Raw genomic sequence first — 22,077 nt, forward strand, 5'->3', positions numbered from 1 at the left:
CGTCAGCTGAGGAACGAAAAAGTAGAAGTCCCAAAATTAAAAATCCGCCTATCCTCAGACAGGCGGGAACTATAGACTTTCGTAGTCATCTTTAACTTCTTTAAGCGAAGCATTTTAAACCCTGATGATCAAGGGATAAAAACTATCTAATTCAGCTAATAATGCTGTGTTCTCTTCTCAGACACTTTTGTTTCAAAAGCAGTGCATGACGTATAACAGCTCTGCAGAGTCTTGCTCGTTGCAATGAAGATTCTTCAGCGAAAAAATCATCATTTGAGCTCAACTCCAGCAGGGCTGCTTTGGCCGCATCCAAAGCAAGTTCTTCCTCTTGCAGCAGATAATGCGCTACTTGATACCCGTACGTCTCCACCCCTCTTAAAACATGTACTTTATGCCCAAAGCTCACCGTTCGATTCATCGGGCTGTACCTCTTTTCTAAATAGCCATCTCTCGAATATTCAGGTTATTTAGCCGCAGGAGTCCCAACTCTTTATCACGTTCAGATTCAGGTCCTTCGTAGGTTACTTGACCCACGTAGCGTGTTTTTCCATTGGATGCATCCACAATCACTACGAGATGTGTTGAGCCTTTCTTCATCAAGATGCTGACTCGATTATTAGTTTGAACAACCGTTTGTATCCTATCAGCGCCAAGCTCAGAAGCTTCGATTTTAACATAATCTCGCTCTTCAAGACCTGTGCTTAAGTTATAACGTGATAACTGAATTGCATTTTCATCGAAATTTGCGTAGACCAACGAATTGCTCTCTAGATAATAGGGCTTGTTAGAATTAATTTTCTGCTTTGGGTCTAGCTGCTTTGGGTCTGGCAAGGCAGACAGCTTGCCTGTTCGATATGAATAAACATAGAGATGAACGGCAATGGGATCAGAAGAATACGTATAATCTCCTCTCGATGTGACCTTATTCTCTTGAACTTGAAAGACTGTATATTCATTCGGAGCAATGTAATTACTTAATAAGCTGACCTCAATTTCTATATCTTTATTTGCGCTATTCTTCTTCCAATGGGTTACTTGCTTACCCTCTATGAGTGTGCCGCTCTTCATGTCCAGCACATAGTCAAAATATTGCGACGATTCATCCCTCTTATCCTGCATGATTAGTACATGAAGCTGATCATTGATGCGTTGTACATCATTGACATAGATATAATCAAATGTACTGTCAGTAGGAATTTCTGTGACATACTGCTGCTCCTCATTCGTCTTCAGATTCAACAGGTCAACATGCAGCTGATATTGCTTCTGTGGGGACTGACCTTGAACGATATTTCCTTTGGCATAAATCAACCATTCAGCATCCTTATAAAATCCATTAGGAACACTCTTGCCCCGCATAAATTGACGATGATCCCGAATGAGCTGCCCCATGCCTTCTGAAAAATCCCTCCATGATCGTACGGAAAAGATCTGATCGCGAAACGTCTCCCGACTCCGATATTTGCTTCCTTCCATATTAATGGATAATGATTCTGATCCTATTCCTCCGTAATTACCGGAAAGCTCGATACCCGCTCCCTCCTTCCGGTCGCCTTGAACCGTTACAAGCTTGTATGCCGGCAGATGATCCGCCGCACCGTACGTATAATAGGTACACAATATCCCTAACGTACAAAGTCCGAGAATAATCGAAAATAAGTAACGTTTCATCTTAATCCTCCTTTACACCGTGATCTTCTTGCGAAGAAGCCAGAATCCGAGCCAGCCGGAGATCACGGCAACGAGCAAGCAGACACCAAGCTGCATTCCGTATATTTCATTCGAATACCAATATTCATCCATGCGTAAGAAAGACACTGGATACACAGCCGAAACTACACAACCTGCGAAATACGCAATTGCGTATAGAACACCGATCCTCCGATAGCTTCGCTCAAGTAGAACCGCAGTAAAGATAACCATTACAGCAACGATGCCTGAACCATAGTAATATATAAATTGCTCAAACTGTGTGGGCAGTAGCATTTTTAATGCATCATTCATCGAAATCGCTTCGGCGAATGTCGAATCCGTCCGCAGTTCTGCCGGAACCATCGCCTTGAAGATCATATTCTCACCGACGAGCAGCACCAATTGAAATGCAATCATACTAAATACAAACATAATAATAGCTGTAAGCTTCGATACGTATAGCAGCCATCTCTTCGATGGAAGCATCAGCAGCCGATAGATGAACGTCGATCGCCCGAACCAATCCCGATACCAGATAAGGAGGGTATATAACACCAGAACCGTTATGCTAAGCAAAATCGGAAGAATGAACCATTCCTTTGTTTTGATGATAACCCATGGGAAGGTTAGGATCTCGGGTATACCCATGCCAACATAACCCAGTCCTTTTTCCGCTTTGATCGATAATGTACCCTTGATTGTCAGAATGAATGAACTGAACTGACAGACCATCGTCACCACCATTAAGGATGCCAAAATATATCGGAATCGATGGATTTCCATATGAACCAATTTCAAATAACGATTCACCCCATATACACCTCCCTCATCACGTCAATAACGGATTTCCCTTCTGTCGTACGCATTTCTTCGCAGTCAAACGCAAGATGAACCGTCCCATTCTGCAGCAGAACCGCCTTATCGATTAAATGCTCCATATCATCTATTTCATGTGTCGTCAGCAGCACGCCCCGGTCCTCGATAAGATCCGACGAGAATACTTCAGCAATGATCTCGCGACTAAACATATCAATGCCTGAGAATGGTTCATCCATTAAGATATAATCCGTATCTTGCGATAAACCAAGCAGCAGACTATATTTCGCAGCAGTCCCTTTGGACAGATTACCTACGCGCTCCGACCGATCCAACTTGAAAAAATTCAATAATTCCTTCGCTCGCGCCTCATTCCAATTCCGGTAGAAATCTTTCATAAATTGCATCCCGTCGGACAGCTTCATTCCCATTGGTACTGTCGGATGATCTGGTACAAAAGCTACCTTCTCATATATCGCTGGCCCAACAGGGTTGCCATCAATGCGAATCATGCCGCTCTTTGGCGGGGTTAGTCCCATAATTGATTTCAGAATCGTGGATTTCCCAGCTCCATTGATTCCGATCAGGCATGTAATCTGCCCTTTGTCGGCTGTGAAGGATATACCGTTCAGCACCTTGCGCCAACGATAGCGCTTATGCAAATCGACAACCTCAATCATCAGAGTTCCTCCCCTTCTTCCTGATTCGTACGCGCACGTTCCTCTACATACTTTGCCCGGACAAGATCCAGCAGTTCATCGACAGGCACATCAATTCTCCGTACCGACACCACAAAAGCCTCTACTGCACCTTCTATAAGTTCCGAACGAATTGCTCGCAAAATATCCGCATCCTCCGTAATCCGACTCGGTGAGTTCCCTTCCGTTATAATCAACCGCTGCTCCTCCATTTCCTTGTAGGCTTTTTGCGCCGTATTTGGGTTTATTTTGAGCAATGCTCCGAGCTCTCTGCGGGAAGGAATAACCTGCCCTGCCTTTAATCGGCCTGTTGCGATCCGCTCCTTGAAATGCCTTACGACTTGCAAATAGACAGGGTCACGGTTATTAAAGACCACACTCGTCCACCCTTCATTCATCTCTATGATCACCCCTCGCATTTATCGCCAAGTGTGTGTACTATGTGGTTCATACACTTCATTGGTGTATTATGACCGTAATACACTGCAACTGTCAATAGTTAGATTTTTTTGTTTTCACTATCAAAACCTCGTATATAAAAAAGAAGCCAACTCCTTCGTCTCGGAATGGGCCTTGTTGATAGGTTCATTATTTCGAAAAAGAATCGTGGTTGGCTTATTCAAAATATGCTGACTTCAATCTGCCTTTAAAATGAAACGTATAGTCATTGTCGATCCGAATATACCCGAGTATGCAATGATGTCTGTCTCTCCGGAACACAGAGGAGTAATTCTGGTTATCTCTGTTCCCTTCAGCCACTGCAATCGCCTTCTCTTCGCAAGCGAGTACGACCCCAATGTGATCGTGCGGCTTATCGGACAACAGCTTGTCATAGATGACGATATCCCCTCGCTCCGGTGTGAATCCTTCTTGTCCATCACGGTAGAAAAATCCGGTCTCAGGCAGCTGAGACCACTCCAGCCATGCACCTACCCCAGCCAATCGATAAATGCCATTGGGATATCGTATCGGCAAGGCGAATCCAGCTTGTCTACAGCAGTAGTATACAAATGCAGCACACCAGCTAGCTCTGATGTCTTGATAGATGTTCGTATCTGGCCAATACTTGCAGATCTCTCTGTAGTACTTATCTCCTGGCACACCAATAATGTTCTGTCCTGCGAGCGATTCAGCGATGTCAGCCAGCATTTGACGTTTGTCTGTGAAATTGCTTGTTTTAGGAAATTCCGTGCTCGTATTATTATGAGGTGTCTCGTAGGAATATGGAATCGCCAATTCGCCTAATACCTGCTGAAGTCTGTGTGAATCTCTCGAATCAACTTGGCTGTTCGGGGTTTGGAAGTATTTTTGCAGTACAATCGCATCTTTTATGACTTCTTCGTATGCTCCATGACGTTGATGTCGATCATCATGATAATAGATGGCACTTAGGATGGTTGCTTGCTCTTCTTGAGAGAACAATTTAAGGTCACGGATCATTGGCCTCACGGCCTCTAAGCTGTTGGGGCCAGGGAATTCTTCGACACCGGTTTTGTAGAAATAATAATGGTGAAGCACACCCGCGATTGCGGCGAGTTCCGATTGCAGCCCTCTCTTTCTAGCAAGCATAGAAGCGAATGCAGATACGCCATACAGGCGTACAGCTGCATCCTGTTTCTGGACGGAACTGTCCATCGATTGCAGCAATCCATGGACGAGTACCTGAATGCTTTCGAAACGTGACACCGCATAATCATTGATTTGATGGCTATTCATCTACCGTTACCTCCCTATTCTTTTCATGCCGATCAGGACTGTTCTGATCGACACTCCATAAATTACGGGAAATTTTGTATAAAGTATAGACTTATAATTCGTCGTCAGTTACAATACTATTATGGATGTCGAAGACACCCTAGTTGTATTTATATATGCCAAAAATAGACATACAAACTGCTTTGCCATTGGCATCGCAGTTTTTTTATTTGCTGTTCCTTTCTAGTTGAAATGATCAATTATTTAGTAGTCCACGATGAAAGCTCATCCCCTTCCCTAATTGTTAGCACGAACCTACCCTCTTTTCGATTTGTTGCCAATGTTCGTCTCTCATTTTCGTATTTGGTACCTGAAAGATAGAAAGGAGAATCGTCCTACTCTATTTGAAAAAATATTTCGTCTTTTAAAAATATATTGAAAATTTTAATCGAAAGATAATATAATAGTTACCAATCCCCATATTATGGAATGGTGGTGATAAAGAAGGAAGCGCAAATGTGGATGCCAATTGTGTTTTGAAAGCGGTGTCATCTCGTCTTAGTGATTATCATTTTGGGAGGGAAATAATTGAAACGACTTCAAACAATCCAATGGAAAAAGCTATCGCTCACACTCACTGTCGCCTCATTGGCGGCCGCAGGATTTATGCCTGCGTTGCCTGCTGCATACAACAGTGTACCGTCTGTCTATGCAGAGCAAGTCAAGTCGAATTCGCAGCAGCTGCAACAAGCCTTCGAATCTGCTGCGAAAGAATTTGGAGTGCCTGTGAACATTCTGATGTCCGTCTCCTACAACCTGACACGGTGGGAACAACATAATGGCGAACCAAGCACATCTGGAGGCTTCGGCGTTATGCATTTGACCGACATACCGAAGCAGCAGCCAGAGGAACAGAATGGAACCACTGACCAAAGCAGCACACCGGAATCGCTTGCCGATCCGAGCCACCATACTCTTGCTGCAGCATCTCAACTCCTGAATGTAAATCCAATCTTTCTGAAGAAGGATCCTGTAGAGAACATCCGAGGCGGTGCTGCGCTGCTGGCAAAATATGCGAAGGACATCGCGGGCAAACTGCCAGTATCAGAATCTGATTGGTATGGTGCGGTTGCCAAATATAGCGGCTCTCAAGAATTGTATTATGCACAGGATTTCGCCGATCAAGTGTTCCATACGATCCAGCAAGGGATCGTACGGCAAACACCGGAAGGTCAGGCGCTGCGCCTTACTTCCAAGGAAGTGAAGCCAAACCCAGACACTTTGCAGAGCCTGCAACTGCATTCAACCCTATCAAGCAGCGCTGATTGCCCTTCCCTACTTCCTTGCAGATCCATTCCAGCAGCCTATCAGCAGAACGGGGATGACCCGTCAGACTATTCCAACTATGATCTTGCAGACCGTCCTAAATTCGGGCCAGATATCCGTTTTATTGTCATTCATGATACGGAAGAAACATATCGAGACACCATTGGTATCTTCGCAAATCCGAAAAAGAGCGTGGCCGCTCACTATGTTGTTCGCTCATTTGATGGCGATGTAACACAAATGGTCAACAACAAAGACGTGCCATGGCATGCAGGCAACTATTATTTCAATATGCACTCCATCGGCATTGAGCATGAAGGCTATGCGATGGAAGGAGCAACCTGGTACTCTGAACGGCTTTATCGTTCTTCTGCCGCACTCGTTCAGTATTTGGGACAAAAGTATGATATTCCACTGGATCGAGCGCATATCATTGGGCACAACGAAATTCCGGGGCTTACTCCGAAGCGAACACCGGCAATGCATCAGGATCCCGGTCCATTCTGGGATTGGGAGCATTATATGGAGCTGGTTGGAGCACCACTTGGCGCCACGCATAGCCTCAAGGACATCGTGACAATCAAGCCTAATTTTAAGAGTAATTTACCTGAAGTTCAGGATGCTCCGCTTCAGCCGACGAACTTCGTTTATCTGTATAAGGAGCCTCAGTTTGATGCGGATTTAATTGATGACCCAGCCCTTGCCGTTCAAAACAAAAAAGACGGATTGAGCATAGGCGCTAAGGCTACGACAGGGCAAACCTTCTCGCTCGCAGGTGAGCTGGGGAACTGGACAGCAATCTGGTACGGTGGACAGAAGGCATGGTTCTATAATCCGGCAGGAAGCAATGCGGTAGCGGGTTCAGGAGAGCTCATTACTCCAAAAGCGGGCGCAGCTTCTATACCGGTTTATGGTGCGGCCTATCCAGAAGCGGCAGCATACCCTGCCGAGGTAAAGCCGAACGAACTCGTACCGCTGCAGTACACAATTGCACAGGGACAATCGTATGTTGCCATCGAGAAGGTCAATGGCGATTATTACGAAGCCCCAGTATTCACGAAGGATCCTTATGCGACGAATAAGCACATTAAAGGCAAAGAGGCATTCTATCGCATCTTCTTCAATCACCGCTTCGCCTTTGTGAAAGCTTCTGATGTCGAGAAGGTGCGGTAACAGGCTCTCATATCATTATTGGTACTCAGAAATATCCCCAAGTTCCTGTCAAATAAAAATGACAAGGACTTGGGGACACAAAATAAACTGACCCATTTATTCAGAATACGGATAGATAATCTGATGACCTGATTCATCTAAGAAAGTTTGGGAATCAGGTATCACAATTTTATTTGCTACAACCTCATCATCACCGTCACACGCTCGGTCTTCGCTTCGACACCAATTTCGTTCCTTGCTTCTCCTCCTCTTGGGTAGCTGCCCATTTTATAGGGGCAAGTGCCCTTTCCCCAATCTCAGCATATTGTGAATTATGCCTTGCGGTAGCTTCCAAGCGAGCTTTGCCAGAAGAGGATTCACGATGCAATGCCCCTCAAAAGATTAGGAGGAAAACTATGTTATACCATCAACCTTACGTTCAGAACCCGGCCGACGTGCAGAATTCCAATCCGTCCGAGCAAGCATTTGAGCAGCAATCGAATAATCAAATAAGACCTCGCGACGACGGTTATCAAACGTTACACTATCCTTGGTGCCATATTCCTTATCATCACGGATACCACCCCGGGATGTGTCACTATTGTGGTAACGAGCATCAAGCTGTAATGGCTCATCCCTGTGAGAATATGCACTCACCTGCGAAGTTTCAGCCCCAGAAGCATGAGCAGCACCCCGATATGGTTCACCCCTGGGAGCATGAACACTGTTCTTGCATGATGCATCCCTGCATGCATCATCCATGGGATCCGTATATGGATGACCACCTTCATCCTTATCTGTATTCAGGGTGGGACTGTTGCGAGTTCGATCACCATCATGATTGGTTTCATCCATGGGATCATACCCACATGCATTGCCATCATCCGTGGGATAACTATCATTGCTAAGAGAAGTCCAGTCACCCTTTTTTCAAAGGGTGGTTTCATCGCTGAGGACATGACCGTTCGCGTCAATGTCATTAGCGATGATTTTTTTTAACGGCTCAAGCTGCCCACCAATCGCAATCGTTGACGGTAGGGACCGACCGGTATAAAAATCAGTCCCGTTTCATCTCGGGAAGCCGTCCTGTAAAGCGCATCGCTGGAATTGGCGTCAAACCCGAGAAGGGGACGCCCTCCCATCCCGAGAGCGGATGCTGCCAGCAATAATCGGTGCACGAGCATCCCGGCTTCCATTTGCTGTATGCGGTATCCCCGCTTGCCGAGCTGCGATTGATAGAAACTCCTCTTCCCTGCCACATGAAAGCTGAGCGGTACTTGAAACAAATTGATATTGGGAAGTGACATTCCCTCTTGCATCCGTTGCCGGTGATCTCCAAGGCAAACCGACTGCAGCGCATGCGCAGTGCTATCATACCGATAAGCGCCATCCGGAACGTCTTCGACCCCGTAGAAGCAGCCGTAAAGACATACACGGGGTTCCGGCCTCTTCTGCGGGCCATCCAGGTCGTTGCGATACGTGAAGGAAGCCGTCGCTTCCCGAAGCAGAGATGCAAGCCGCGAAATACCGATCGGCTTCCAGATAAATTCCGTCTCGGGTGAGAAACGGTTGCGGCAAACCGCTGCCAAATCATATGATAAGCGATCTACAGGCGGCAGAGGCAGTGCGGGCGCTTGATTCGGAATTGCTTGCTCATCCTGCCGGAGCTGTTGAAACAATCGCGCCGAATCAAATCGGGACGCATCGCTCATCCGGAGCAGCATCGGATAATCCGCGTTCCTCCGCGACTTTACATCGTGATCATGATTAACCGGCGACAACTCCCGGCACAGCTCGGAGGCGGGCACGATGTCCATATCCTCGTTCCCACTTTCCATCCATCGGATCGCCGGGTTCACCGATAACGGGATTACCGCATACACGCTCTCCTCTTGTTCTGATAGTCCGAGCAGATGATTGATGGCTTGATCGAGAAATTGAAAATGCACGCCAGACGAAAATCCGAATCGTTTCGCGATTTCGAGCAGCTGTCCGATCAAAATACCGGCATCCAGTCCCTGAAGCCGGTAGGCGAAATTATTGTATTTATAAAAATTTTTCCAGTATACCGTAGATACGAACGCGGCTCCGAAGCAGCCGTTCGCGTCGCATCGATTTCCGAGCGACCTCGTCAAATAGTCATCGAAATTCCCTGTGCGCAGCAACGCCAACCGATGATGCGCCGCATCGTAATGATATACGCCTGCAGGCAACTCGCCAAGCTTAAGATAGAGATACAGTTCACTCGGATAGAGCCCGCCTCCGGAAGGAACGAAGCGCCGGCACATCTGCAAGACGCCTCCCGATTCTTCCGAAGTATCACGTTCCATGACGGATTGGGTCAATTTCGTAAGCCCGTATACATAGTAGAGGAAATGTCCAATATTGCGAAGGGTAGGCACATCGGGTGTATCCATTCCTTCGAGCGTTATCGGTACTTCCCTAGATAGTGGAAACATCGGCAAGTCACGATAAAGCTTGTAAGGAAGCGGCGCGTACTCCCAATCCGTCTCCCAATCCAAGGGCTTGACCTTATCCGGATCATATTGCAAACGGTGAAGAAAAACGTCCAGATTCATTAGACTCATCGCTTTCCTCCCTGGTTTAATCCGTGCCGTTCCTTATCCGTATTTATGGGAACGGGTGCGGATATGGATTAAGCTGCTCGGGTAACAAGGGCTCCGGTGAATAAGACAGCTCCGCAGGAACACTGAGCACTCTATCCAGTCCCGTCAACCGGATGAGATGCTGCCCGAACGTCATCGGCAGCATGCCGGGGATGAGTACTTTCACACAATGCAGTCCGTTGCGAAGCGTCTCCGGAGTCGTCTGGTCGACCACGATCACTTCGAGATTCAATTGGCGAAAAACAAGCAGCATGGCCTTCAGATCATCAGTCAGATCGGCGTTCCAGCTCGTCGGTTCAAATGCTTCCTCGAACGTTTGCATCGGACGATCGTCGTTCAGCAGAAAATCGAGCCTTTCCTCTGCCTGTTTCAACCCGTACAGCATGGAATGATCCTCCATCTGAACAACCTGGTACGGATCGTGAAGCATCCGTTCGTACTGCTCACGGTTTTCCTCGAATTTCTCGCTAACCGTGAGCAGCATGCCTGCCAGCTCGTGGATCGCGCTCTTTGCCGCACGGATCGGATCCGGATGGGCGCCCGCGGCGCAAATGAGGTTCACGCCCCGCTCTTTTTTATTCTTCGCGAGCGCCCACACGCTTGGTATTCCGTGCTCCATTGTCGATTTATACAAATACAGTTCATAGCCCGACACTGTCTCCAGTCGCTCCGTCATCCAATTCAATTCCCGATCCTGAACAGAACGGAGATCCAGGCGAGGCAGGGGCAGACGAGCATACCAAGTCATGAGGAAGGAGTCGCGCTCCACCACTTCCAGCATCCCGTAGAAGATCGCTTCCTCCAGACTTCCGCCCAGCGCGCAGCCATTGGAGGTTTCATAGACGAATCCGTGACCGTAGCCCGAACTGTAATAAGCCAGCTGCTCCGGTACGAGAATCGGACGCTCCTGCAGAAACGAATAGCCCCATACCCAATCGATCGGCCTTTCGGGGTCGAATGACTTGAGCGGGAAGTCGGAGCGTTCGTACTGCTCCTTGGCATGCACGCCTACGCGGAGAGGATCGAGCGCCTGGTGCTGTACATTGCGGAAACTATCATGAACGACGGATCGTTTTCCACGAGGCGACAGACCGCAATAACGCTCTAGTCCCTCCAGGATGGCTGTCATTTCGCTATCCGCATAGGAGTGAGTCCGACCAGCGCAAGCCTCATCTCCGCCAAACAAGGGCAAATTGATGCTCGCATCAGCGAAAGGCGACACTAGATCCACCATTTTTCCATTCAAAAAACCGGTCCTGGCATCCAAGTATTCTTTGGCTAAAACATCTTTCAGCTCATTCATCGAACGGCTGCGATACGTTTCGGTGCCGATTTTCAGGCTTGGCTTCAGCGCAATGCGGGCCAGCTCCTCATCGTCTTCTGGCAATCGGCCGCAAATTGGACATAGCGGAACGGGCAGGAAGAAGTGCAATGAGCTTTTCAACGTACGCAGATCGATCAAGTACATCCTGCTTTCCGTCTCCGGCTGCCCGCCCATCAGCATCTTCACGGCTTCAGCCGCAACAAGGCGCGCCACCTGCAATAATCCCGTGCGAGACGCCCAAGCATCCCGGGCGATTCCCCCATGAGATGCCAACTTCTGCTGCAGTTTCCACGATTCCCTACGGTCACTTCCCGCCATCAGGAGCCGGTTATCCGCGCATTGTGAGCATCCTTGCCTCTCTGGACGAACCAGTGGACCGACAATCCCCTCTCCGAATCCAACAAATCCGCGCAGCCAAGGCGTTCCCGACTGTCGGAACCGATCTTCTGCCGCAGAATGAACGGAAGGATCCCAAGCATCGTTCAACACCAGCGCCAAGTCTCCCGTTGCTGTTTCTCCAGACTCTATGTTCTTCTGCCGGATCAGTCGATAGCGGTCATCGGCAGACAATTGCTTGATTACCAAATCCGCGAGCTGTCCTTCCCCGATGACCGTCACAATCGCGCTCAATGTGTCTCCTCCTCTCGCAACGACACGCCAAACACGCCTGCCAGCTCTTCTTTCATGAATGGTTCTATCGACAAATCAACGATCGCGATCCGCTTACGGTTCCATTGCAGAATCTGCCGTACGGACTGCATCATCATGCCGTATTCCGATTCATCGAAGCCGGGGATCGTCAGACTCTGCGCCAAGGCATCTTCCACCATGACCGAAGAGCGTTCTAGGATTTGGCCTTGGATGTCCGCCGGATCGTTTTGGATTTTCATCAGCGCCTGTCTGAGCGCTTCTCGCAGTGCCATCGTGCGGTTGACTCCGACCCCGCCGTACCAGTAACCGTTCGTACCGACCCAGAAGACTGGGAAGCCCGCCGCTTCTTGTCCCAATCCGATTACCGGGGTGTCCTGCATCGTAGTCAATGCACGCAAGCAATAGCGGCAATATTCGTCTTCAACCTCGCTTAGCTTGATTGGATTAACGGAGGGTATGCTGGATTCGGAACGACTTTTCAGCTCCTCGAATAGACACTTCCGCAGTCCGCGAAGGACCGCTTCCGCAACGGTCTCTCCCGCTCCGACCCCTACATATTCATGGGACTGCGACTCGAGCGGGCTAGCAGAATCCGGCTGCGCAGGACTGGCAGCCTTCAGAACACCGGCCATTCGCGACACGTACGCCTCGATGCCTGCCAAGCCTGCTTCCTTCCTTGCTTCATGATGCGTCATTCCCGAACAGACGATCTGCGGGAGAAGCTCGGCGGGGCCTTCCGTCAGCGGGTCGACTGCCTGGACGCGACACTGCGAGAGCGGAAGCTGCTTCGAGTCCCCTTCCTCCCAAAGGTGAAGAATGCCGGTCTCCGTCGAAGTCAAGCGATAGAAATAGGAGAAAAGTCGGTCTGATTCCTGCCGCTCCGTACATGGATCGATTGGAAGGTCGAATGGATCCGTTGGCTCGGCCTGACGAAGACCTGTGACTAGCGGATGAGGAAGTAACGAATGCCACTCGCCAACTAATGTTTCCGGATTCAGCAGAAACAGCTTTCCGTTCAATTCCGAAGCCGTCCCCGTAACGGTCTTAAACCATTCGAATACGAGCACATTCGCTAGCATGGCTTCCGGCGTGGTAGAGACCGTTGTCGGCCGATCCGCATCGCCAAGGGCGGTTCGGTGTATCCTGCGCCATGCGGATTCGAAGCAGACATCCGAATCCGGGTGCACCAACGGCCCTGCTATGCCCAACTGTGGCAAATAGATGGCGGGCAGCAGCACCTTCTTCGCGTCCCTGCAGGCCGCATGCAATGCTCTAAGCTCTCTGGGATCGTCACCCTGAGCGACATATAGAACGGAATCCGCCAACTGCACGACTTCTTGCCAATCGAGGAAGCCGTCATTAGACGGAAAGATCTCCTCCACCTCGATCTCACTGTCAGATAGACGCGCAGTCGCCGTCAGTTCGGAGATCCGCTGCCGATCCGTGGTCGCCTGGTTCGTGATCAGCATACGAAACCGGGGCAATCCGGATTCCAACATGGCAGCAACGAGCGAGACAAATATCGGGCCGGAACCGACCGCAATCGGATTAGCCTGGCGATAGGTTTGAAAGCGGTGAGCGCCCGAACCGCCCAAGCTGTCCAGAAATTCGATCTGTGCAGCATATTTCCGTTCTACCGCTTCGGGTAGGCCGTGCGGTAGGTCTTGGCTGGAATCTCGGACAAAACCGTTATTGAGCAGCACTTCCGCGATTTCATAAACCCGTACCCTGTACGGTTCCGGCAGCCCGTCTGTCAGTTCCGACATGGAATAATCCCCACTCAACATGGGCATTAATTTTTCGATCCACTGATCAACCATGTCGCCTTCCATTCGGAACGAACCTGTATTGTTGCGAAAGTAGACGCCTCCATTCGAATCTGGAAGAAAGAAGGTATCCCCTTTCACTTTCAGACGCATTGAAGGATTCAAGTTTTTATTCCTCCTTAAGGTTTTGCCGGAGGCAAAACCGCATTGTATGCAGGCCTTCGGTTTTCCGCCATTTATAAGTTATGTAGAGCGTTTTGTCCGTCATGCCAGAAACTAAAAAAGGAACAGCCCCTGCAGGGCGAGACACTGCAGGGGCATACCGTTTGCGTATCGCCAAGGGAGCTTTTAGGTACTCAGCGGCAGCGAGCGCAGCTTCCGCAACGTGCGCAGCTACTGCAGCGGGCGCAATTGAAGCAGTTACTGCAACGTGCGCAGTTGAAGCAGTTGCTACAGCGAAAACAGTTGCTGCATGAACAAAACCCTACACAAAAAAAGCAAAAGCCAACACATAAGCGGGAATCCCCTGCTCCGTTCTGATTTTGCCCCGACGCAGACGTCATTCCCGTCGAATTGAACTTGCCGACATTCAAATTTTGCAGATCCTTCTGGAAATCGTTCATTTTATACCCTCCTTATCATTCATTTCACTGTACATGCATGAGACAGTTGTTAATCGAATATGTTTAGAGCTGGATCCGACCGGCATGCTGCCCATCATCCATCTCGACTAGATAATTTATGAAATTGGTTCCGCTAGTGTTCCTATGACATCTGCCCACTAAAATATGGTTATGTAAAGCCCCCTAATCCCCGAGCTCCACTATGAGCTTTTGGGATTTCGATCCTTCGGATTGGGCGTGATTCATAGATTCCCTCTTCGCTGGCATCGATTAAGGGAAACCATATAAAAAAGCCTAATTTCTCGTTTACAACACGGAGAAATTAGGCTTTTGCTAATTTATTCGTCGCCAAAGTGATTTTTACTAGTAACCTTATTAACCTTATAGATCTTGAGAGTGAAGCAAGTACAGTTGTTTTGCTAAGAAAGCTGGCGTGTAAGGCATGTCGTTACGCAGCCAGCCTACAATGGTTCCAATTAAGGCAGAGGAGCCATGCCAAATGGCAATATCCTTTTGAATGGCTGTTCGATTATTCGAAGAGTTGGGCTCCTTATTCTCGAACTTTGCCGTAATGATCTCGGTAAGTTCAATACCCAATACGCAATGTCCGAATTAGTGATCTCGGGTAACGATATAATTCAATAAGTGCTTCAAAAATGCAATAGTCCGGGGTAACTCCTTCAAGGCTTCCATGGCCAAGCAGTAGTGCTCCCACATCATCTTCCTCGCTTCGTTCACACCTAGGATGGACACAAAATTCGAGTTATTGTTCCCCTCATCCTGTCCTACCGGTTTCCCGAGCACGTGTGAATCGCCTTCTTTATCAAGCAAATCATCCTTAATTTGAAAGGCAATGCCTGCGTGATACGCGAATTTCTTGAGTATCGCAACCTCAGCTGCAGGAGTCTTGGCCAGAATCGCAGGCATGACCAGGGATGCCTCGAAGGCAGCCCCAGTTTTGTAGAAGCAGATTGCATTCAATTGCTCTAACGTCAACGGCTTACCTTTGGCCTGCAAGTCCATTGCTTGGCCTCTGCACAATTCCTCTGTCTTGCATGCCGAATACCGAATTAAGTCCAGAACTGTAGCTGCATCGAACTTATCAAGGGAAGATTGCTCTTGAATCGACCTCTGTATTAGCAGTAGAGCCGTTAGTTCCGCAGTGGCACTATTATATACATTGTGCAGCGTCGGATTTCCTCTGCGCGTATCTGCATTATCCTGAGACGGAAGATCGTCGAAGATTAAGGAAGCCGTATGCATATATTCCAGTGATCGCAGCAGCGGCACGATTGATGACGGCTCCAGACCATATTCGTTCACGCCCATTACCCAAGTCAAAATAGGCCGCAAGCGTTTCCCGTCTCCTTCGAGACTGTAATTGGCTGCGTCATAGAGCGAATCTTCAATCGGAAGCGAGCTAGGCTTGGTGATATGAAGTATGCTGTTAATCTCATGTCGAATGGTTGCAATTGAACTATGGAAATGTTCCTTCTCCTTCCGATTGTTCGCCAGTTGAATAACAAGCTGATCGCGAAGCAGTTTATCGAAGAAATCCACGTTGTCCCCCTTCTGCACCATCTGTTGCACAAGAGAATGAAAGGCCGGTTCATCGAAGTTGAATATCTCCATGATTTCTTCATACTTAGCAGCGCCTACTCGCTCCCTGCAGCGCTTCAAGCCATTGATTGCCCGATCCAATATGACCTCGCGCGTCGCGGCATCTGAATGATGGACCTGATGGATAATATGGGAGATCACTGACCAGTACAACTCGAACGGATTCAGCAAATCAGGCCGTTGTTGATGATACTTCAAATAATACGTATAGGGCGTTACGGCTCCTTCCTGCATATCGTCGAACATATCCGCGAAATCATCCGCCAGCTGATTATAGATTCCGTAATAGAATGTCCGGTGCTCGTACCCGGAATCTTCAGGTGCACGGATAACCGAACGGACGATTAAGCGGGAAGATGATGATTTTAGGATGATTGGGATATAGAGCTCTTCATTCGTATAATTTGCATTTGCTAGATCTTTGACACGATCAATGTCCTGTGAATGAAAAAACACATTGGATTGCTCGAAAAAAGTGTTCTCAGACCGTGGATTTTGGTAACCCTTAATATAGGTGAACGCTTCGCTCAGCTCAGAGTGGATAAAGTGAAACATATCGGTGTGCTTACCCGTCCACATTCCGAGCTCCGGAACGATTCCAGTAAACAAAGCCTCTCGAATCATATGTGAATATTGCACTTGTTCTTCTGCCGTTAATGCTCCAGAATCCAGAAGGTCGTCAATGAACGGGTAGGTCAGACCATAGCTATATCCCAGTCTGATTGCATTACCGAGCCGCTTGGCACGTTCTGCTGGGGGCGCATTATCATCTATCTCTTCCTTCATATTCAGAACTACCCCGAGCATGATCTTAATCAGCTTGCGCTGGGCATGCTCTGCATTCATCTCTTTCGGAATATGAGAGGATACGGTATTCAGCTTGTTGATTACCCAGATGACGTCCTCTTCAATTCCCTCCTTCTGGGCCCACCGATACAATCCCGATAAGCTCATCAATTCTGGAGGTTGTTTCTGACTCCTTATTTCCTGAGAGGCAACAAGCTGTTGCTTGATATCGGCAGCCAGGTGTTTTACTCGAGCGCGTATGTCAGGAGAATCTAGGGACTTGCCCAGATCTCTCATGTACATGTAGGATACGCTTCGATCCAAGTAATCATCTAGCTTGCCAGTTTGATTCAGCCATTGAATATACCTGTAGTACTCTTTCGTAGATGGCTTTTTCCTAGTTTTTGAAGAAAAAGAGAACCATGAATGACGAGGAAGATGACTCTTCTTCCATAATCGAAAATCCTCTGTTAACTTCGCCACGTAAGTCTTCTTAGTTGTCTGTTCATACAACGCTGCAAAATATTGCGCTGCTCGCTGCTCAGCATGCCGGTATGCGGTATGGGCATGATCGATAAGTGCTTCATTCATCAGGTGGCTTCCCTCGACTTCGATAAGATTATTCATTGTGCATGCGTCAACTCGTCAACAATTATTATCATTATACGTACAAGAATATTTTGGGTTACGTATTTTAGGCGCATCACCTCTTAACTCGAAGAAGCTGCCTTCCCAGACGAAGGCAGCTATGTGGAAACTTATGAATTTTATTGCTAACGAGCCAGCCACAACGACGATAATGTATTCTCGAATCATCGCGTTCGGCCAAATAGTACAGCGCTCATACAGCACGTCCTAAACGTAAAGAGAGCACCCCAAGCAGGCGTAATGTTGCTTGGAGTACATCTTGAACATCCCTTACTTGACATAAACATTGCTTACTAGTACATCCGTAATTACTTTGGTCGGTATGATAAATTCAACCACGCCCATATAGCCTGGTGCAACATCATATTTATTGAAGGAAATGACGAGTTTTCCATTATTGTTTATATAGAAGCTCTGATCATGAGTTATGGTTTTGAAGCCCATCTCACCATCTAACCAATAGGTCTTATCGGAATCCGACTTCATTTGCTGTTTCATCTGTTCTTTAATATTTTCGCTGATAAGCTGTATATAGCTATTATCTTTAAATAAACCTGGTAAAGTAATTAATAGTTGATTTTGTTTGTCTATCGTATTGTACGTAAATGTAGTAGATGATGTACCGACTGTATTTGCAACATATCTGCCAATGGCAAGTATCTGATTGTTGTCAGTTTTGACCTCATAGCCGCTTTCCACACCTACGTGTCCCCCGCCGCTATTCTTTACTTCTTCCATTTCAGCCTTAAAATCATTGTACAGTTTTTTATTTTCTTCGAGATATTTATTATTTAGGGAAGTTTCTAGTACTTTATTATCCATATTCGTGATGGCAGGCACCTTGATATTGGCTTTGGCCGTCTCTTCATTCACAGTAAATTCAGTAAACGTGAGCACCTTGACGAGCGAACCAACCAAGGGCACATTCGATATGGCTTTTGCAAAGGCAGGGCTAGTGTTGATCCCAGCTATCATCAGAATAGCTGCAGCTGCGCCTGCTCCAATCAGTTTCTTCTTCCAGTTCACTCGTTTCCGTTTCTTCTTCCCTTGTTTTATCGCATTCTTTACAACAGAATCTAATTCTCTAGGGATGGGTATATCTTTATATTTTCTTTTTAGATGGTCAAGTTGCTCGCTCATTTCTTTACCTCCTCTAACAATTCATTACTCAAATTAATTCGGAGTTTGCGGAGTCCTTGATATAACCGTGTTTTTATCGTATTGACGTTTTCATTCATGACTTCCGAAATTTTTTCTATTTTCATATCTTCAAAATATCGAAGTACAATGACAGTTCGGTATGCAGGAGGCAATTCATCCAATGCGTTTTCGAGATCAATGTCGTGGTAGACATCTTCACCTGCTGGGGTGTGTAATTCCAATGTCTTATCATCTACAATCTGTATTTTTTTTTGCCTTCTTAGGAAATCGATAGCTGTATTGACCAATATTCTGTAAAACCAGCTCTTTATGGAGCCTTCGGATTTCAAGGATTCTGATGATGACAGAGCTTTATGAATGGAATCCTGGATAATATCCAGTGCGTTTTCAGCATTTTTAACGTAACTGTAAGCCAATCGATATATATCCTCTTTATGTTCCGTAATGAAACGAATAAGTAACTTTTCGAACTTGTGATTCATGCAGAGATTCTCCCTTTGATATGCGCATATCTTTTTGTTGCTATAGAATAAGACGAAGACAGCAATTCAAAAAGTTTGTACTTGAGTAGTGAAAAGTAGATGTAAAATTTTCATTTTTTTCGAGCTCATTGGGCAACTTTTATTTAATCACAAAAGTAAGATCATTCTGTGATGTAAATATAGGTACTGTCGTCATCGTTCAACATTTTACGTTGTTAATGAAATCAAAAAAACTCGATCTCCTCTTCAAAAGGAAAATCGAGTTTTCGTGTCATGCAGGTTCATTGATATTTATATCTAATTTGAAGATGTATTGATAACCTTTTTATATCTCTTAGATGTATGAACTAAAAAACCTATTTAATCAGCTCGAAAGATTTATTCAGGTTTAGATCTTGATAGAGTTGATCGAACATTTTTCCATCTTTGGACTTCGGATCAAATGGATTGGATTGTGGCGTTGTAGATACATATACCATACCGTCGGCCTCCGCAATTACACTCCCTACAGGCGGGCCATCTTCATTGGAGAGGCGGCTCCAATCAGTCTTGGTAAAAACGGAGATCATCATCATTATTTCCGAATCTTTGTTATCTTTCGTCACGTATTCGAACTGCACGACATGCTTTGCGAATGGCATGACTTTATCTGCCTCTGCGCCTGAAATTGGGTTTACCTTGTAATGTCCATTCCATGAAGCAGGCAGTTTTACGCTGAATTTTGCCTGAGAATTCTCGTATAGCGCTTGATTATCCGACATAACATCTTTGAGGTTAAGGTTTTCCCCAGTTAAGATAAGATGATCCACGAATCCGCCATTTCCGCCTTGAGGGGCCGTTACGATAATATCGTTCACTTTATTGCCCGTATAGTCGCCAATAATCAAATTCGGTTCTCTTCCGATTTCTCGATACATTTTTCCGTCCGATCCTTTGAATATCCAATCGTATTTCACGTATTTTTTGGTTTTTCCGTCCTGAATGATAATGGACAAGTCTCTCGCATAAGTATCCAGTTTTCCATTTAACTTTTCTTTTGTCCCGACCAATATCACGTTGTCTTGAATGTTATCCCCAGTAATTTCGGATTGCTTATAATCAAGGACATACGTATTTTCCTTTAGTTTTAGTTCTGGGATTCTACATTTTTGGCCAATCTCTACTTTTGATGACTTATTATTTTTTGTCGGTTGAGTTACTGCTTTTGGAGTTGAGGATGCCTGTTTTGCAAATATTACTTGCGGTGTTGCGATGCTGACAGCACAAATGAGACCCGCCATCGCTAATAAAGGAATTTTCTTTGCTTGTTGGTTTTTCATTATGTTACCTCCATTTATTCTTGCTTGCTGTACATAAGAAAGACGAATAAGCTATCTGAAAAAGTTTGATTTCGATAAAAAGAACAAGGGAGAATGCTGGATTGTATATGGTGACGTCACGTATTAATGGAACGAAATCATCGGTATAGAAAAACGCCGCTATACTTCGAGGCGGAAGCTAGCGGCGTTTTTGTACTCATGAACCTATGACGATCCAGAATCTTGTTATCATTGCTAAAAATTATAATTATGATGCTACTTATCGATGGTCAGAGTTTCAGCTTTCCTCCATGGCATTTCGAATATCATAGTCCGTTGGATCGATATCAAGCTCCATATTCAGTGCCATTTTGGCAAGTTGGCTACCCAAATAAGGCCCTGCCGTCAATCCAGATGATCCTAGCCCATTGGCTGCAATAAGTCCCTCCCAGCCGGGAACAGCGCCGATAACGGGAAGGAAGCCTGGTGTGAAAGGGCGGAATCCGACTCTAATCTCCTCCATTGTGCTGTCCGCTAACTTTGGTGCTAAATGCAATCCTTTATTCAGAACCTCTTGTACTCCCCCTGCTGTTACTCTCGTATCATAACCTTCGACATCATTTTCATGTGTGGCTCCAATCACGATCTTCTGTTGGTCAAAGGTAAGCAGATATTGATCAGAAGGCGGAATAATTAATGGCCAGCCGCCGGTGTCGTGTTCCCCCTGAACTCGCAAGTGCATAATTTGCGCCTTCTGATAGCTTACCTGAAAATCAAGTCCTAATGGCTGAAAAAGTGGGTTAGCCCATGCTCCTGCACATACAATTACAAGCTCAGATGTGTAGCTCTGTTCACCTACGGTTACACCTGTAACACGATTCGACTCATATTGAAGCGTAGCATCACCATTTATAAAGACAGCGCCATTTCTTTGAGCGGATCGGAGCAGAGCATCACGCAGCGCACGACCGTCTACTCGAGCGGCACCACTTATATGTACGGATCGATATCCCTCAGCCAACAGAGGAAATCGTTCCTGCGTTTCTGATTCATCAAGCTGTGTGATCTCCCCGATTTCTGGTGCATCTGCTTTACGTACGTATGCGCGCTCTTCCATTTTGATGAGTTTCTCAACATCTTCATGTATACAGAGAGCTCCCACTTGCGCATAACCCGTATCCGTCTCCCCTTCGCTCTGGAGATCCTGGATTAACTGCGGATAGAAATGGGCTCCGGCCTTCGCTAATCGGTACCAAGCTTTATTGCGTCGCTGTGACAGCCATGGACATATAATCCCTGCTGCAGCGTCTGTAGCTTGTCCTTGATCCTTACGGTCTACAATCAGGACATCCGCTCCGAACTTAGCCAACTGGTAAGCGGTCGATGCCCCAAGAATTCCTGCTCCTACAACGATGATTTTTTTCATACTTGATTTCCTTTCCTCACTTCCTTTGACTATTATAACGAACTTTTCCTGAAAGGATAACATAAGCGATAGGTTCCAGTTTCTGTTTTCAGCGAAGAACCAATTCCTGAGCTGTAAGTTCAACAAAAGAAGAGCTTGATGGTTCAAGCTCTTCCTGGTACTTTATCTTATTTCTTGTTTATTTACATACACGTTCATTCAATACTTGCAAGCAACTGAACGGTTCCTTGAAATTCATTGATATGTTCGAGAATAGCTTGGAGAATGTGAAACCGTAAGTTTCAAA

Annotated in this window: 17 protein-coding genes and 1 pseudogene; 2 read left to right on the forward strand and 16 right to left on the reverse strand. The window is 46.6% G+C overall.

Annotation, left to right across the window (positions count from 1 at the left end):
* Positions 1-151: 151 nt before the first annotated feature.
* The 6 genes from M3661_RS25315 to M3661_RS25340 all read right to left on the reverse strand — a co-directional run bounded on the left by M3661_RS25315 (position 152) and on the right by M3661_RS25340 (position 4,922).
* The gene (locus tag M3661_RS25315; protein WP_251489635.1) at positions 152-418 is read right to left on the reverse strand and encodes a hypothetical protein; all 267 of its coding nucleotides are present in this window, start codon (positions 416-418) and stop codon (positions 152-154) included.
* A gap of 17 nt (positions 419-435) precedes the next feature.
* Entirely contained in the window at positions 436-1,671 is a 1,236-nt protein-coding gene (locus M3661_RS25320; RefSeq protein WP_251489637.1) for a hypothetical protein, read from the reverse strand.
* 12 nt (positions 1,672-1,683) lie between these two features.
* Positions 1,684-2,502: a hypothetical protein gene (locus M3661_RS25325; protein WP_251489639.1), complete on the reverse strand. Its 819-nt coding sequence runs from the start codon at positions 2,500-2,502 to the stop codon at positions 1,684-1,686.
* Entirely contained in the window at positions 2,499-3,188 is a 690-nt protein-coding gene (locus M3661_RS25330; protein ID WP_065290747.1) for an ATP-binding cassette domain-containing protein, read from the reverse strand. Before M3661_RS25330 ends, M3661_RS25325 begins: the two co-directional genes overlap by 4 nt.
* Positions 3,188-3,604, reverse strand: coding sequence for a GntR family transcriptional regulator (locus M3661_RS25335; RefSeq protein ID WP_065290748.1), 417 nt, complete (start codon positions 3,602-3,604; stop codon positions 3,188-3,190). The genes M3661_RS25330 and M3661_RS25335 overlap by 1 nt, the downstream gene beginning before the upstream one ends.
* 217 nt (positions 3,605-3,821) lie before the next feature.
* Positions 3,822-4,922, reverse strand: a complete 1,101-nt coding sequence (locus tag M3661_RS25340; RefSeq protein ID WP_251489641.1) for a CHAP domain-containing protein — start codon at positions 4,920-4,922, stop codon at positions 3,822-3,824.
* A 567-nt stretch (positions 4,923-5,489) separates the two neighbouring features.
* Here M3661_RS25340 and M3661_RS25345 point away from each other — a divergent pair.
* Positions 5,490-7,400, forward strand: coding sequence for an N-acetylmuramoyl-L-alanine amidase (locus M3661_RS25345; protein WP_251489643.1), 1,911 nt, complete (start codon positions 5,490-5,492; stop codon positions 7,398-7,400).
* 393 nt (positions 7,401-7,793) lie between these two features.
* On the opposite strand, the gene M3661_RS25350 is transcribed toward M3661_RS25345, so the two are convergent.
* The 4 genes from M3661_RS25350 to M3661_RS25365 all read right to left on the reverse strand — a co-directional run bounded on the left by M3661_RS25350 (position 7,794) and on the right by M3661_RS25365 (position 13,912).
* The gene (locus M3661_RS25350) at positions 7,794-8,234 is read right to left on the reverse strand and encodes a hypothetical protein (protein ID WP_251489645.1); all 441 of its coding nucleotides are present in this window, start codon (positions 8,232-8,234) and stop codon (positions 7,794-7,796) included.
* A gap of 140 nt (positions 8,235-8,374) precedes the next feature.
* A complete protein-coding gene (locus tag M3661_RS25355) occupies positions 8,375-9,967 on the reverse strand; it encodes a SagB family peptide dehydrogenase (RefSeq protein WP_251489648.1) in 1,593 nt (530 codons plus the stop codon).
* Positions 9,968-10,010: 43 nt separating this feature from the next.
* Positions 10,011-11,960, reverse strand: a complete 1,950-nt coding sequence (locus tag M3661_RS25360; protein ID WP_251489655.1) for a TOMM precursor leader peptide-binding protein — start codon at positions 11,958-11,960, stop codon at positions 10,011-10,013.
* Complete coding sequence (locus M3661_RS25365; protein WP_285853288.1) at positions 11,957-13,912, reverse strand: putative thiazole-containing bacteriocin maturation protein; 1,956 nt, start codon at positions 13,910-13,912, stop codon at positions 11,957-11,959. The genes M3661_RS25360 and M3661_RS25365 overlap by 4 nt, the downstream gene beginning before the upstream one ends.
* A gap of 101 nt (positions 13,913-14,013) precedes the next feature.
* Between M3661_RS25365 and M3661_RS25370 the strand changes: the two genes are divergently transcribed.
* Positions 14,014-14,223 carry a hypothetical protein gene (locus tag M3661_RS25370; RefSeq protein ID WP_139070675.1) on the forward strand — a complete coding sequence of 70 codons (210 nt, stop codon included), beginning with the start codon at positions 14,014-14,016 and terminating at the stop codon, positions 14,221-14,223.
* 528 nt (positions 14,224-14,751) lie between these two features.
* Here the strand turns inward: M3661_RS25370 and M3661_RS30390 are convergent.
* The 6 genes and pseudogenes from M3661_RS30390 to M3661_RS25400 all read right to left on the reverse strand — a co-directional run.
* Positions 14,752-14,955, reverse strand: a pseudogene (locus M3661_RS30390) (TetR-like C-terminal domain-containing protein); the annotation flags it as partial.
* A gap of 27 nt (positions 14,956-14,982) precedes the next feature.
* Positions 14,983-17,367: a polyprenyl synthetase family protein gene (locus tag M3661_RS25380; RefSeq protein ID WP_251489657.1), complete on the reverse strand. Its 2,385-nt coding sequence runs from the start codon at positions 17,365-17,367 to the stop codon at positions 14,983-14,985.
* 327 nt (positions 17,368-17,694) lie between these two features.
* Complete coding sequence (gene rsiV, locus M3661_RS25385) at positions 17,695-18,564, reverse strand: anti-sigma-V factor RsiV (protein ID WP_251489659.1); 870 nt, start codon at positions 18,562-18,564, stop codon at positions 17,695-17,697.
* Entirely contained in the window at positions 18,561-19,067 is a 507-nt protein-coding gene (locus tag M3661_RS25390; RefSeq protein ID WP_065290764.1) for an RNA polymerase sigma factor SigV, read from the reverse strand. Before M3661_RS25390 ends, rsiV begins: the two co-directional genes overlap by 4 nt.
* Positions 19,068-19,423: 356 nt before the next feature.
* Entirely contained in the window at positions 19,424-20,386 is a 963-nt protein-coding gene (locus M3661_RS25395) for a hypothetical protein (protein WP_251489661.1), read from the reverse strand.
* A gap of 277 nt (positions 20,387-20,663) precedes the next feature.
* Complete coding sequence (locus M3661_RS25400) at positions 20,664-21,791, reverse strand: NAD(P)/FAD-dependent oxidoreductase (protein WP_251489663.1); 1,128 nt, start codon at positions 21,789-21,791, stop codon at positions 20,664-20,666.
* Positions 21,792-22,077 lie beyond the last annotated feature (286 nt).

Source organism: Paenibacillus sp. MER 180 (assembly GCF_023713665.1).
Taxonomy (GTDB): domain Bacteria; phylum Bacillota; class Bacilli; order Paenibacillales; family Paenibacillaceae; genus Paenibacillus_B; species Paenibacillus_B suaedae.